The sequence below is a fragment of the Bradyrhizobium sp. genome (assembly GCF_022844465.1).
Taxonomy (GTDB): Bacteria; Pseudomonadota; Alphaproteobacteria; order Rhizobiales; family Xanthobacteraceae; genus Bradyrhizobium.
In genome coordinates this window covers 162290-175577 of record NZ_JALHLP010000001.1, presented here as the reverse complement: position 1 = coordinate 175577, position 13288 = coordinate 162290, and the positions used below count along the sequence as shown (strand labels likewise).

Below are 13288 nucleotides of genomic sequence, written 5' to 3'. Positions count from 1 at the left end.
TACGGGAAGTCGCCTGCGCGAGACAAGGAAGCGATACGCCATGGCTGAGCCGGTCTACCGCCGCGTCGTGATCAAGCTCTCGGGCGAATATCTCGCGGGCAGCCAATCCTTCGGCATCGACCAGCCGACGGTAGACCGCATTTCCGACGACCTGATCGCGGCCAGGAAGCTCGGCATCGAGGTGGCCGTCGTGGTCGGCGGCGGCAATATCGTTCGCGGCGTGGACGTGTCCTCGCGCGGGGTCTCCCGCCCGACCGGCGACACCATGGGCATGCTCGCCACGATGATGAACTGCCTGGCGCTGGAGGCCGCCATCGAGCGCAAGGGGAGCCCGGCACGGACCCTCTCGGCGTTCGTAATGCCTGAAATTTCGGAGCTGTTCACCCGCAGTGCGGCGCACAAATACCTCGCGGAGGGTCGAATCCTGCTGCTCGGCGGCGGAACCGGCAATCCTTTCTTCACCACCGATACCACCGCGGTGCTGCGGGCGGCCGAGATCGGCGCGCAGGCGGTGCTCAAGGCCACCAATGTGGATGGTGTGTACAGCGCTGATCCCAAAAAAGACCCGTCGGCCAAGCGTTTCGACCGATTGACGCATTCCCAGGCGATTGAAGGCGGCTACAAGGTGATGGATGCAACCGCCTTCGCGCTTGCCCGCGAGACCTCGCTGCCTATCATCGTTTTTTCGATCGCCGAGCCGGGTTCGATCGGCGCGATCTTGCGTGGCACGGGGCACGGCACGGTGGTTGCCGGCTGACCTGGCCGACGCTGCTTATAACCGCGGGTCCAGGGAGGCCGGCGGCTGGTTTTCAAAAGGAGGGGAGAGCGGTATGCCCACGCCCGGTTTTGACATCAACGAATTGAAGCGCCGGATGCAGGGCGCAACCCAGTCGCTCAAGCACGAACTCGGCGGCTTGCGAACCGGCCGCGCGGCGGCGTCGATGCTGGAGCCGGTGCAAGTCGAAGCCTACGGCTCGCATATGCCGCTCAACCAGCTCGCCACCGTCAGCGTGCCGGAGCCGCGGCTGCTGTCCGTCCAGGTGTGGGACAAGTCGATGGTCAAGGCTGTCGAGAAGGCGATCGTTGATTCCAATCTCGGGCTTTCGCCCGCGACCGAAGGACAAGTGTTGCGCCTGCGGATTCCGGAGCTGAATGAGGAGCGCCGCAAGGAACTGGTGAAGGTTGCCCACAAATATGCCGAGGCCGCCAAGATCGCGGTCCGCCATGTCCGCCGCGACGGACTGGATATTGTCAAGAAGCTTGAGAAGAACCATGAGATTTCCGAGGACGATCAGGAGCGCCTCGCCAATGAGGTGCAAAAGGCGACCGACGGCACGATCGCTGAAATCGATCAGTTGCTTGCGGTGAAGGAAAAGGAAATCCTCACGGTTTGACGGCATGCGATCAAGACGCCCGAGATCGCCACTTGAGACCGCTACTTGGGACTGTCCCTGGAATTTCAGATGAATTCGAACGCCGCCGCCCCAGCCGTCACAGGACCGGATCGACCCGCTCCGTTGCATGTGGCGATCATCATGGACGGAAACGGGCGTTGGGCGGCGGCGCGTGGTCTGCCGCGCACCGAGGGCCATCGCCGCGGCGTGGATGCGCTGCGCCGCGTCGTTCGCGCCGCGCACGAACTTGGCGTCCTCTATCTGACGATCTTTTCGTTCAGTTCGGAGAACTGGTCGCGGCCGGCGAGCGAAATTGGCGACCTTTTCGGGCTGCTGCGTCGTTTCATCCACAACGACCTGGCGATCCTGCATCGCGACGGGGTCCGCGTCCGTGTGATCGGCGAGCGGGAAGGGCTGGAGCCCGATATCTGCGCGTTGTTGAACGAAGCCGAAGAGCTGACCAGATCCAACGCCAAACTGAACCTCGTGGTCGCGTTCAATTACGGCTCGCGCCAGGAGATCGCAGGCGCCGCGCAGCGGCTGGCGCGCGAGGTGGCCGAGGGAAAGCGCGACCCGGCCTCGATCGACGCCGACACGCTTGGGCAGTATCTTGACGCGCCCGACATTCCCGACCCTGACCTGATCATCCGCACCAGCGGCGAGCAGCGGCTGTCGAACTTCCTGATGTGGCAGGCGGCCTATAGCGAACTGGTGTTTGTGCCGATCCACTGGCCGGATTTTGACAAAGCCGCGCTGGAAAGCGCAATCGCAGAATATGCCAGGCGGGAGCGCCGGTTCGGCGGTCTTGCTGCGAAAACCGGCTCGTGACCGAGGACAAGGCCGCGCCGGCGGTGGTGAGCCAGCCCGATCCACGCCGAAGCGAATCCGATTCGCGAAACCTCTTGATGCGCGTCCTTGCGGCTGCGGTGTTGGTGCCGCTTGCCGTGGCGATCGCCTATGCGGGTGGCCGGTTATGGATCGCTTTGGTGACCTTGGCCGCCATCGGCTTGTTCATGGAATGGCTCAGCGTCGTGGGTCTGGGGCGCGCGATGCGGGCAATCGTGCCGGGCGCGGTCGCGCTGGCAATCGCCGGCATTTGCTTGTCGATCGGTCGCGCCGATGCGGCGCTGATTGTCCTCGCCGTTGGCTTTGCAGTGGTCGTATCGGCCGCACCGGAGCGGCGGCGCTGGGCGGCGGCGGGATTTCTCTACGTGGCGATGGCGCAGATTTGCGCGGTGCTGTTGCGTCTCGATTCGGAGAAGGGTTTTGTCGCGCTGATGTTCGTGCTGCTGGTCGTGTGGGTGACCGACAGCGGTGGTTATTTCGCCGGACGCGGCATTGGCGGGCCGAAACTGTGGCCGCGGGTCAGCCCGAAAAAGACCTGGGCCGGCGCCGCCGGCGGCCTGGTCGCCAGCCTGGCCGTGGCTATCGCGTTTGCGGCGCTCGGCCTCGGCAGGGCCTTGCCCTTGTTGCTGCTGGCGGTGGCGCTCACGATCGTTTCGCAGCTTGGCGATCTGTTCGAATCCGCCGTCAAACGCCGTTTCGGCGCCAAGGATTCCAGCCACATCATTCCCGGCCATGGCGGGTTGATGGATCGCCTGGATGGATTTGTCGCAGCCGCCGTCGTGGCGGCCATTTTCGGCTTGCTGCGGGGTGGCGCCGATGGCGTTGGCCGCGGTCTTATGGTTTGGTGAAACGATGAGCGCGGTTCCATTGCGTAACAACAAGGCCGGGGTCGGGGAGGCGCGCACGGTGACCGTGCTGGGCGCCACCGGTTCCATCGGCGACAGCACCATGGATTTGCTGCGGGGCGCGCGCGACCGTTACCGGGTCGAGGCGTTGACGGCGAATTCCAATGTCGACGCGTTGGCCCGGCTTGCGAGAGAGTTCGGCGCGCGATTTGCGGCGGTGGCCGATCCCGCGCGCCTGGGCGAACTCAAGCAGGCTTTGGCCGGCACTTCGACCGAATGCGGGGCGGGGGAGAGCGCCGTGATCGAGGCCGCCGCGCGTCCCGCCGACTGGGTGATGGCGGCGGTGAGCGGCGCGGCCGGACTGAAGCCGGCGCTGGCTGCGGTGGATCGCGGTGCGGCGGTGGCGTTGGCGAACAAGGAATGTCTGGTCTGCGCCGGCGACTTCTTCATGCAACGCGCCGCCAAGGCGGGAGCATGCATCCTGCCGGCGGATTCGGAACACAACGCGTTGTTTCAGGCGCTTTCCTCGGGCAATCGCGAGGAATTGGTCCGCGTCATCATTACCGCCTCCGGCGGTCCGTTCCGCAGCTGGGCGGCTGCAGACATCGAGCAGGCCACGCTCGCGCAGGCGCTGAAACATCCGAACTGGAGCATGGGCCAGAAGATCACCATCGATTCGGCGTCGATGATGAACAAGGGGCTCGAAGTCATCGAAGCCTCCTATCTCTTCGCGCTGGCGCCCGACGAAATCAACGTTCTCGTGCATCCGCAATCGATCATCCACGGCATGGTGGAATTCTCCGATCGCTCGGTGGTCGCCCAGCTCGGCGCTCCCGACATGCGCATCCCGATTGCGCACTGCCTTGGTTGGCCGGATCGAATCGTCGGGCCGTCAGCCCGGCTTGATCTTGCCAAGATCGGGCAGCTGACCTTCGAGGAGCCGGATTTCGAGCGGTTCCCGGGACTGCAGCTGGCCTACGACGCGTTGCGCACCGGCCGCGGCGCGACCACGGTGTTCAACGCCGCCAACGAGGTCGCGGTGGCGGCGTTCATTGCCGGCCAAATCAGGTTCGGGGCGATCGCGCGACTCGTCGAAGCCACGATCAATGACTGGATCCGGACCGGGAATCTCGCGCTGCTGACATCGGCCGACGACGCGATCGCCGTTGACCATGGCGCGCGAAAGAGGGCTACCTCCCTATTGCCTCAAATTGCCTTGAAGGCATCCTAGAGGCTTGGGGACGGCGACGTTTGGCTTTGTCGAGGGAAATCGGATGTTAGATTTATTCCTAAATAGTTTCAGTACGTTGGGGCAGGGTCTTGTCGGCTACATCATCCCATTCCTGTTCGTGCTGACCATCGTCGTCTTCTTCCACGAGCTCGGCCACTTCCTGGTTGCCCGCTGGGCGGGCGTGAAGGTGTTGACGTTCTCGATCGGTTTCGGGCCGGAACTCGTGGGCTTCAACGACCGCCGCGGCACGCGATGGAAGATTTCCGCAGTTCCGCTCGGCGGCTATGTGAAGTTCTTCGGCGACGAATCGGAGGCCTCGACCCCTGCATCCCCGGAGGCGCTCGCCGGCATGACCGCGGAAGAGCGCGCAGGCAGCTTCCACCACAAGAAGGTCGGCCCGCGCGCTGCGATCGTGGCCGCTGGTCCGATTGCCAATTTCATTCTCGCGATCGTGATCTTCACCTGCCTTTTCACCTTTTTCGGCAAACCGAGCACAACAGCGCGGGTCGACAAGATCGAGGCTGGCAGCGCCGCTGAAAGAGCGGGCTTTCAGGTCGGCGATATCGTCACAGCGATCGACGGCAAGGCCGTCGGCAGCTTTTCCGACATGCAGCGCATCGTCGGGGTTCGCGCCGGCGATCAGCTTAATTTCGCCGTCAAGCGCGGTGATTCGAGCCTGCAGTTGAAGGGCACCCCGGAACTCCGCGAAGTGAAGGACAATTTCGGAAACGTCCACCGGCTCGGCGTGCTGGGCATCACCCGCGCCACCGCGCCGGGTGATGTCGTGACCGAGCGGGTCGATCCCGCCAGCGCGCTATGGCTCGGGGTCAAGGAAACCTGGTTCGTGATCGACCGGACGCTGGCCTATATCGGTGGGGTTTTCACCGGCCGCGAGGCCGCCGACCAGGTCGGCGGTCCGATCAGAATTGCTCAGATTTCGGGCCAGGTTGCGACCATCGGCGTGGTCGCCCTGGTGCATTTGGCTGCGGTACTTTCGATCTCGATCGGCCTGCTGAACCTGTTTCCGGTCCCGCTGCTCGACGGAGGTCACCTTTTGTTCTATGCGATCGAGGCCATCAGGGGGCGCCCGCTGTCGGTACGGGCCCAGGAGATGGGCTTTCGAATCGGGCTGGGCCTGGTGCTGATGCTGATGGTGTTTGCGACCTACAACGACATCCTGCATTTGGCGGCATCGTGAAGCGGCTTTTTTGTGGCGTTGCCCATTGGCAACGTCTTGGAATGAAATTGGAATCGCACGGCGATGCCCGGTTTGCCCCCTCGTTTAAATTGGCTACAAGCAGTCCAACGATGGGATTCTGTCGGTTCGTAGGGGTACGGGCCGGCAAGTTAATAACAAGGGCGCGTTGCGCATGATGCTTGGAAGACGAGTGCGGGGGAGCGTTCTGGCTGCCCTGATCCTGGGCGCGGCGCTGGTGGGCGTCACGGCGGGCGGCGTGATTGTACCGGCGCCCGCTGCGGCCCAGACGGTTGCATCCATCGCCGTCGAGGGTAATCGACGCGTCGAAGTCGAGACCATCCGCTCCTATTTCAAGCCGGGCCCCGGCGGCCGGCTCGGTCAGGCCCAGATTGACGATGGCCTGAAGGCGCTGATCGAAACCGGGCTGTTCCAGGACGTGCGAATCAACCAGGCGGGCGGCCGGCTGGTCGTGGTTGTGGTCGAAAATCCGGTGATCGGACGTATCGCCTTCGAGGGCAACAAGAAGGTCAAGGACGAGCAGCTCTCCGCGGAGATCCAGTCCAAGCCGCGCGGGACCCTTTCGCGCCCGATGGTGCAGTCGGACGCCCAGCGCATCGCGGAGATCTACCGGCGCTCGGGCCGCTACGACGTTCGCGTCACTCCTGAGGTCATCGAGCAGCCGAACAACCGCGTCGACCTGATCTTCACGATCACCGAAGGCAGCAAGACCGGCGTCAAGTCGATCGAATTCGTCGGCAACGTCGCCTATTCCTCCTATCGCCTCAAGGACGTCATCAAGACCCGCGAGTCCAACCTTCTGAGCTTTCTCGGCGGCGCCGACGTTTACGATCCCGACCGGGTCGAGGCCGACCGCGACCTGATTCGCCGCTTCTATCTCAAGAACGGTTATGCCGACGTACAGGTTGTGGCCGCGCTGACCGAGTATGATCCTGATAGGAAGGGGTTCCTCGTCACCTTCAAGATCGAAGAGGGCCAGCAATATCGGGTCGCAGCGGTCGATTTCCAGACCTCCATCAGCACGCTCGACGCCAAGTCGTTCCGCAGCTTCTCGCGCGTCAACGTCGGTTCGCTCTACAACGCCGAGGCGCTAGAGAAGTCGGTCGAGGAAATGCAGATCGAGGCCTCTCGGCGCGGTTATGCCTTCGCCGTCGTGCGTCCGCGTGGTGATCGCAATTTCGAGCAGCACACCGTGTCGATCGTCTTCGCCATCGACGAAGGCCCGCGAACCTATATCGAGCGCATCAACATTCGCGGCAACACCCGCACCCGCGACTATGTGATCCGTCGCGAGTTCGACCTGTCCGAGGGCGACGCCTACAACCGCGCGCTGGTCGATCGCGCCGAACGACGGTTGAAGAATCTCGACTTCTTCAAGAGCGTGAAGATCCTGAGCGAGCCTGGCTCTTCCAGCGATCGGGTGATCCTGATCGTGGATATCGAGGAGAAATCCACCGGCGACTTCTCGGTGTCCGGCGGCTACTCCACCACCGACGGGGCGCTGGCCGAAGTCAGCATATCCGAACGCAATTTCCTCGGCCGCGGTCTGTACGCGAAGGCGGCGGTGACCTATGGCCAGTACGCGCGCGGTTATTCGCTCTCCTTTGTCGAACCCTACCTGCTGGACTATCGCGTTGCGCTCGGCCTCGACCTGTTCCAGCGCGAGCAACTCGCCAACCGCTTTATCTCCTACGGCACCAAGACCATCGGCTTCAGCCCGCGGCTTGGCTTCAGTTTGCGCGAAGACCTCGCTTTGCAGCTGCGCTATTCGATCTACCAGCAGGAAATCCAGCTGCCGAGCACGCTCGCGAACTGCAACAACAATGCGTCGAACTCGTTGCTCGCATTCAATCCGACGCCGGCCTTTGCCCAGTTGAACGGCATTCCCAACGGAGGAACGTTGGGCGGCGTTACCGACTCGGGCAGCGGCCTGTGGTGCTATGCCGACGGCGAAGCCTCGCTGCCGGTCCGCAGGGAGCTGCAGAGCGGCAAGACGCTGACCTCGTCGTTGGGTTACTCGCTGAACTACAACACGCTCGACAACAACAAGAACCCGACCGATGGCCTGTTGATCGACTGGAAGCAGGATTTTGCCGGCGTCGGCGGCGACGTGAAATACATCAAGTCCTCGTTTGACGCGAAGTACTACACGCCGCTGGTCGCCGATATCGTCGGCCTGCTCCGCGTCCAGGGCGGCATTCTGAATCAGTTTGGCAGCAGCGAGCTGCGGATGCTCGATCACTTCCAGATGGGTCCGAACCTTGTCCGCGGCTTTGCGCCGAACGGGATCGGCGCTCGCGACATCAATCCGTTCGGAACCGGCGATGCGCTCGGCGGCACCAAGTATTGGGGCGCGTCTGCGGAACTGCAGATGCCGTTCTGGTTCCTGCCGAAGGAAGTCGGACTCAAAGGCTCGGTCTATGCCGATGCCGGCGGCCTTTTCGACTACAAGGGGCCGACGTCCTGGGCGCAGACAGGCGAAGTCAATGTGGCGGGCTGCAGGCCGGCGAGAACCAACAGTGTGACGGATCCCGGCACCTGCCTCGGCCTGCAATACGACGACGGCAACGTCGTTCGCACCTCGGTCGGTGTTGGCCTGATCTGGGCCTCGCCGTTTGGTCCGCTGCGCTTCGACTATGCGGTTCCGCTTACCAAGGGTAAGTTTGACCGGGTGCAGGAATTCAAGTTTGGCGGCGGCACGTCGTTCTAGCAGGCTTGCAGGCGTGGCGATCACAGGCTCGCACCTGCAGGCGCGTCGGGACAGGGAGCGCGGCCGGTTCTGGTTTTTTAGAGCCGGCGCTCTGGTGTGAACGCCGGCCGGACTGCGACGGGTGGAATGGCGCAGCCGATCTTTTTCAAGCGACCCCCATCATCGACGCTGGCCGAGATCGCCGCGCTGACTGGTGCGGTATTGGTCGATCCCGCGCAGGGCGCGCGGGTAATCAGGGCCCTGGCTTCGCTCGACGAAGCCGGCCCCATGCATCTGTCGTTCTTCGACAATCTCAGATACGCCGACCAGCTCAAGGCGACCAAGGCTGGGGCTTGCCTGGTCAACTCGCGTTTCGAAGCCGACGTACCCGCCCACGTCACCATCCTGCGCGCAGCCCAGCCGTTCCGCGCCTTCGTCAAGCTGGCGCGCACATGGCATGCCGATGCGCTGCGTCCGCAATCCTGGTGCGGCGATGAGGGCATAGCGCCGTCAGCGATCATCGACCCGTCGGCTCGCCTGGAAGACGGCGTGATCGTCGATCCGCTCGCTGTGATCGGCCCGCGGGCCGAGATTGGCTCAGGAACGGTGATCGGCCCCGGTGCGGTGATCGGAGCCGATGTCAGGATCGGCCGGGATTGCAATGTCGGCGCGCGCACCGCCATCCAGTTCGCACTGATCGGCAACAACGTCCTGATCCATCCCGGCTGCAGCATCGGCCAGGACGGCTACGGCTTCCTGTTCTTCGGGCCGGAAGGTCATCTGAAGGTGCCTCAGACCGGCCGCGTCCTGATCCAGAACGACGTCGAGATCGGCGCTGGCACCACCATCGACCGTGGCAGCCTCCGCGACACCGTGATCGGCGAGGGCACCAAAATCGACAATCAAGTTCAGGTCGGTCACAATGTAACCATCGGCAGGCACTGCCTGCTCGCGGCCCAGATCGGGCTCGCGGGCAGCCTGACGATCGGAGACAATGTCGCGTTGGGCGCCAAGGTAGGCATCAATAATCACCTCAAGATCGGCGATGGCGCCCAGGTCACGGCGATGAGCGGCGTCAAGGACGACATTCCGCCCAACGGCCGCTGGGGCGGCTTCTTTGCCAAGCCGACCAGGCAGTGGTTCAGGGAGATTATCGCGGTGGAGCGACTGGCGCAGGACGGCTCGGCCGATCCGAAGGGCGGGGGACGGGAGTGATGGAGGATGCACCGGTCAGGTTCGAGCTCGTGGACATCAACGAGATTCTCAAAACGCTCCCGCACCGCTATCCGATGCTACTGATCGACCGTGTCATCAAGATCCGGACCGATTACAGCGGCATCGGCGTCAAGAACGTCACCTTCAACGAACCGCCGTTTCTCGGTCACTTTCCGGATCGTCCGGTGTATCCCGGCGTGATGATGATCGAGGCCATGGCCCAGACCGCCGGTGTCATCGGCATCAAGTCGGTCGAGGGCACGCAGAAACCGCGCGCGGTGTATTTTCTCACCATCGACAAGTGCAAGTTTCGCAAGCCGGTGATGCCCGGCGATACCATCGAGTACCACATGCGCTCGATCGGCCGCCGCAAGGCGATGTGGTGGTTTCACGGCGACGCCAAGGTGGATGGCAGCGTGGTCGCAGAGGCCGACGTCGGCGCGATGCTGACGGACTGAACGGCTCAAGGTCCCGGCCGCCGATCGCTTTGGCAATTATAGCGGCCGCTCGTGCCCTGCTCCCCGATATTGCGGCGAAAGAACTGACCCATCGAGGGCGCGGCCATGAAGGCGTCGAAGGTCTCGACCGAAAGCTCGCAATATTGGCTGTAGCTGCCCTGGATGCCGACGATCAGGTGGAGTCGCGCGCGGTCATAACAGACGCGCTGGACGATCGTGCTGCGATTGATGTCGCGGCATTCATGGCTTCCGACGTCGTGCAGGCCGCCGTCGCCGACATTGACCGTTTCCACGCCGATCGAAGCCGACAGCAGCACAAGGACAAGACTGGTTGCTGCTCTGACCATGAATGCTCGACGCTACCGATCCAGCCGGCGTGATATGCGGCGCGTTTACCTTTTAACCGATGCGGCAAGTCTTGGGGAGAACCGAAACACGGCGTAACCATACGTCACTGGACAGCGCTGGCATGCCGCGGTAACCACCGGAAAATCCCAATATCCGCCATGCATACAGCCGGCACTGGACTTGTTCGATGAAGACGATCGACCCCACCGCGCGGATTGAAGAGGGCGCCGTGATCGGTGAGGGAACCTCGATCGGCCCTTACTGCATCGTCGGTCCCAACGTGGTCGTCGGCGCCAATTGCCGGCTGATCGCGCATGTTTACGTCACGGCGCAGACCACGATCGGCGACGGCTGCGTCATCTATCCGTTTGTCTCGCTCGGTACGCCACCGCAATCGCTGGGCTACCGCGGCGAACTGACCCGGCTCGAGATCGGCGCCGGCTGCACCATCCGGGAGTCCGTCACCATGAACGCTGGGACCGTTGCCGGCGGCGGCGTGACGCGGGTTGGCGCGCGCGGCTACTTCATGAATTGCAGCCATGTTGGGCATGATTGCCAGGTCGGCGATGACGTGATCTTTGCGACATCGGCGACGCTCGGCGGGCATTGCCAGATCGGTGACTTCGTCTTTATCGGCGGGTTGTCGGCGGTGCACCAGTTCACGCGGGTCGGGCCGCAGGTGATGGTGGGTGGCGTCTGCGGCGTGCGCGGCGACGTCATTCCGTTCGGCCTGGTCAACGGCCAGTATGCCGCGCTCGAGGGCCTCAACATTATCGGCATGAAGCGTCGCAACTTCACCAAGGCCCGGCTCGCTACGGTGCGCGCGTTCTACCAGCAGCTGTTCCACGGACCGGGTATCTTTGCCGAACGGCTTGAGGCGGTGCAACAGCTCCGCAACGAGGACCCGGCGATTGCCGAAATCCTCGACTTCATCGGCGACGGCAAGCATCGCGCGCTGTGCCTGCCGGCCGACAACGGCGGCAGACATTGATGACGGGGTCGCCGCAGCCATGAGTTCAGCGGCTTTAGCGGTCGGCATCATCGCCGGCGGTGGCGTTATGCCGTTCGCGGTGGCGGACTCGCTTGTCGCACGCGGCATTGCGCCAGTGGTGTTCGCGTTGCGTGGCGCCTGCGATCCGGCGCGAGTCGAGCGCTTCCGCCATCACTGGATCTCGGTCGGGCAACTCGGCCGTGCGACAAGACTGTTTCGCAGCGAGGGCTGCCGCGATCTTGTCTTTATCGGCTCCTTGATGCGGCCGGCGCTGTCGGAGATCAGGCTGGATTGGGGGACGATCCGCGTCATCGGCGAGTTGATGTCGGCGTTTCGCGGCGGCGACGATCATCTGCTTTCGGGAATTGGCCGAATCCTCGAACGCGACGGTTTCAGGATGGTCGGCATCCGGGACGTCGCGCCGGACATTCTGATGCCGCAGGGAGCCATTGCGCGGGCAACGCCTGATGCAGCCGCCACGGCCGATATCGGGCGGGGGCGGGAAGTGCTCGGCGCGCTGGGGCCCTTCGACATCGGTCAGGCCGTTGTCGTGATCGACGGGCACGTGGTTGCAGTCGAGGACATCGAGGGCACGGATGGCTTGCTGGCGCGCGTGGCGCGGCTGCGCGAAACGGGGCGCATTCGCGCCAAACCGGGCCGCGGCGTGCTGGTGAAGGCGCCGAAGAGCGGCCAGGACTTGCGCTTCGATCTACCCACGGTAGGCCCGAAAACCATCGAAGGCGTCGCCAGCGCAGGGCTTGCCGGCATCGCCGTCATCGCCGGCAGCACCATCGCTGCGGATGCGCAAGGCATGGTCGCGGCTGCCGACAAGGCCGGCTTGTTCATCCAGGGTTTGCCCGCGTGACGCCGGCGCGCAGGCCTGCCGAGGAGAGGTTGGTCTTTCTGATTGCGACGGAGGAATCCGGCGATCGCCTGGGCGCCAACCTGATGAAGGTGCTGCGCCAGCGCCTCGGCGACGCGGTGCGGTTCGAAGGCGTGGGCGGACGGGCGATGGCGCGTGAAGGCCTGGCGTCGCTGTTTCCGATCGAAGAGCTCTCGATCATCGGGCTCGCTGCGGTCGTCGCGCAACTGCCGAAGATTCTCGGGCTGATCAAGGAGACGGCCGCGGTGGTGGCCGACGCCTCGCCCGACGTTCTGGTCATCATCGACAGCCCCGACTTTACCCATCGCGTCGCCAAACGGGTCCGGGCCAGCGACCCCGGGATCCCGATCGTCGACTATGTCTCGCCCTCGGTCTGGGCATGGCGGCCGGGGCGGGCGCGCGCGATGCTGAAGTATGTCGATCACGTGCTGGCGCTGCTGCCGTTCGAGCCCGAGGCGTATCGCAGGCTGAACGGTCCGCCCTGCAGCTATGTCGGTCACCCCCTTACCGAGCAACTCGCCTCACTGCGGCCGAATGCGGAAGAGGCGAAGCGGCGCGCGGATGCGCCGCCGGTGCTGCTGGTGTTGCCGGGAAGCCGCCGCAGCGAGATCCGCCATCACATGGCTGTGTTTGGCCAGGCCTTGGGACGGCTGCAGGAGCAGGGCGTTGCCTTCGAACTGGTGCTGCCGACCATGCCGCATCTGCAGGAGGCGATCGTGGAGGCGCTGAAGGGCTGGCCGGTGCAGCCCCAGGTCGTGATCGGCGAGCAGGAAAAACGCGCGGCGTTCCGGATTGCGCACGCGGCGCTCGCGAAATCCGGCACGGTCACGCTTGAACTGGCGCTATCGGGGGTGCCGATGGTGGCGGCCTACCGGACCGGCGCGGCGGAGGCCTGGATATTGCGGCGGGCGATCAAGGTGAACTCGGTGATATTGGCCAACCTCGTGCTCGGCGAGAACGTCGTGCCGGAATTCCTGCAGCAGGACTGCGCGCCGGAAAAGCTTTCGCAGGCGCTACGCGAGGTGCTCGGCGATACCCAGCTGCGGCAAAAGCAGCTCGAAGCGTTCGCCGGGATCGAGCGAATTCTGTCGACCGGCAGCCAACCGCCCAGCGTCCGCGCCGCCGATATCGTGCTGGCGACAATGCGAAAAGCGCGGCGGGGGTAGATTTCG

At 64.1% G+C, this 13288-nt stretch carries 13 protein-coding genes; 12 read left to right on the top strand and 1 reads right to left on the bottom strand.

What is annotated here, in order from left to right; translation table 11 throughout:
• The first annotated feature begins 40 nt into the window (after positions 1-40).
• The 9 genes from pyrH to fabZ all read left to right on the top strand — a co-directional run bounded on the left by pyrH (position 41) and on the right by fabZ (position 9894).
• Entirely contained in the window at positions 41-757 is a 717-nt protein-coding gene (pyrH, locus tag Q0D31_RS00860) for a UMP kinase (RefSeq protein WP_291842333.1), read from the top strand.
• Positions 758-830: 73 nt separating this feature from the next.
• Entirely contained in the window at positions 831-1394 is a 564-nt protein-coding gene (gene frr, locus Q0D31_RS00855) for a ribosome recycling factor (protein ID WP_291842331.1), read from the top strand.
• Between the two features lie 69 nt (positions 1395-1463).
• Complete coding sequence (locus Q0D31_RS00850) at positions 1464-2222, top strand: isoprenyl transferase (RefSeq protein WP_291842329.1); 759 nt, start codon at positions 1464-1466, stop codon at positions 2220-2222.
• Entirely contained in the window at positions 2219-3088 is an 870-nt protein-coding gene (locus Q0D31_RS00845) for a phosphatidate cytidylyltransferase (RefSeq protein ID WP_366518486.1), read from the top strand. Before Q0D31_RS00850 ends, Q0D31_RS00845 begins: the two co-directional genes overlap by 4 nt.
• Positions 3089-3092: 4 nt before the next feature.
• Positions 3093-4316 (top strand): 1-deoxy-D-xylulose-5-phosphate reductoisomerase, encoded by a 1224-nt coding sequence (gene dxr / locus Q0D31_RS00840; protein WP_291842328.1) that lies wholly within the window; start codon positions 3093-3095, stop codon positions 4314-4316.
• Positions 4317-4359: 43 nt separating this feature from the next.
• A complete protein-coding gene (gene rseP / locus Q0D31_RS00835; RefSeq protein WP_291842326.1) occupies positions 4360-5514 on the top strand; it encodes an RIP metalloprotease RseP in 1155 nt (384 codons plus the stop codon).
• Positions 5515-5686: 172 nt separating this feature from the next.
• Positions 5687-8242 (top strand): outer membrane protein assembly factor BamA, encoded by a 2556-nt coding sequence (gene bamA / locus Q0D31_RS00830; RefSeq protein ID WP_291842324.1) that lies wholly within the window; start codon positions 5687-5689, stop codon positions 8240-8242.
• A 126-nt stretch (positions 8243-8368) separates the two neighbouring features.
• Positions 8369-9436 carry a UDP-3-O-(3-hydroxymyristoyl)glucosamine N-acyltransferase gene (gene lpxD, locus Q0D31_RS00825; RefSeq protein ID WP_291842322.1) on the top strand — a complete coding sequence of 356 codons (1068 nt, stop codon included), beginning with the start codon at positions 8369-8371 and terminating at the stop codon, positions 9434-9436.
• Positions 9436-9894, top strand: coding sequence for a 3-hydroxyacyl-ACP dehydratase FabZ (fabZ, locus tag Q0D31_RS00820; RefSeq protein ID WP_291842319.1), 459 nt, complete (start codon positions 9436-9438; stop codon positions 9892-9894). The genes lpxD and fabZ overlap by 1 nt, the downstream gene beginning before the upstream one ends.
• A 5-nt stretch (positions 9895-9899) precedes the next feature.
• Here the strand turns inward: fabZ and Q0D31_RS00815 are convergent, their stop codons facing one another.
• Positions 9900-10241: a KTSC domain-containing protein gene (locus Q0D31_RS00815; RefSeq protein WP_291842317.1), complete on the bottom strand. Its 342-nt coding sequence runs from the start codon at positions 10239-10241 to the stop codon at positions 9900-9902.
• 188 nt (positions 10242-10429) lie between these two features.
• On the opposite strand from Q0D31_RS00815, the gene lpxA reads away from it, so the two are divergent.
• The 3 genes from lpxA to lpxB are packed head-to-tail and all read left to right on the top strand — an operon-like array spanning position 10430 to position 13282.
• Positions 10430-11233 carry an acyl-ACP--UDP-N-acetylglucosamine O-acyltransferase gene (lpxA, locus tag Q0D31_RS00810; protein ID WP_291842315.1) on the top strand — a complete coding sequence of 268 codons (804 nt, stop codon included), beginning with the start codon at positions 10430-10432 and terminating at the stop codon, positions 11231-11233.
• Positions 11234-11252: 19 nt separating this feature from the next.
• Positions 11253-12098, top strand: coding sequence for a UDP-2,3-diacylglucosamine diphosphatase LpxI (gene lpxI, locus Q0D31_RS00805; protein WP_291842313.1), 846 nt, complete (start codon positions 11253-11255; stop codon positions 12096-12098).
• A gap of 29 nt (positions 12099-12127) precedes the next feature.
• On the top strand, positions 12128-13282 hold the full coding sequence (gene lpxB, locus Q0D31_RS00800) for a lipid-A-disaccharide synthase (RefSeq protein WP_291842311.1): 1155 nt from the start codon (positions 12128-12130) through the stop codon (positions 13280-13282).
• Positions 13283-13288: the final 6 nt, after the last annotated feature.

What these genes read in the sequence shown, in the direction of transcription:
- pyrH (WP_291842333.1), top strand. Translation starts at nt 41, where the DNA reads ATGGCTGAGCCGGTCTACCGCCGCGTCGTGATCAAGCTCTCGGGCGAA.
- frr (WP_291842331.1), top strand. Translation starts at nt 831, where the DNA reads ATGCCCACGCCCGGTTTTGACATCAACGAATTGAAGCGCCGGATGCAG.
- Q0D31_RS00850 (WP_291842329.1), top strand. Translation starts at nt 1,464, where the DNA reads ATGAATTCGAACGCCGCCGCCCCAGCCGTCACAGGACCGGATCGACCC.
- dxr (WP_291842328.1), top strand. Translation starts at nt 3,093, where the DNA reads ATGAGCGCGGTTCCATTGCGTAACAACAAGGCCGGGGTCGGGGAGGCG.
- rseP (WP_291842326.1), top strand. Translation starts at nt 4,360, where the DNA reads ATGTTAGATTTATTCCTAAATAGTTTCAGTACGTTGGGGCAGGGTCTT.
- bamA (WP_291842324.1), top strand. Translation starts at nt 5,687, where the DNA reads ATGATGCTTGGAAGACGAGTGCGGGGGAGCGTTCTGGCTGCCCTGATC.
- lpxD (WP_291842322.1), top strand. Translation starts at nt 8,369, where the DNA reads ATGGCGCAGCCGATCTTTTTCAAGCGACCCCCATCATCGACGCTGGCC.
- fabZ (WP_291842319.1), top strand. Translation starts at nt 9,436, where the DNA reads ATGGAGGATGCACCGGTCAGGTTCGAGCTCGTGGACATCAACGAGATT.
- Q0D31_RS00815 (WP_291842317.1), bottom strand. Translation starts at nt 10,241, where the DNA reads ATGGTCAGAGCAGCAACCAGTCTTGTCCTTGTGCTGCTGTCGGCTTCG.
- lpxA (WP_291842315.1), top strand. Translation starts at nt 10,430, where the DNA reads ATGAAGACGATCGACCCCACCGCGCGGATTGAAGAGGGCGCCGTGATC.
- lpxI (WP_291842313.1), top strand. Translation starts at nt 11,253, where the DNA reads ATGAGTTCAGCGGCTTTAGCGGTCGGCATCATCGCCGGCGGTGGCGTT.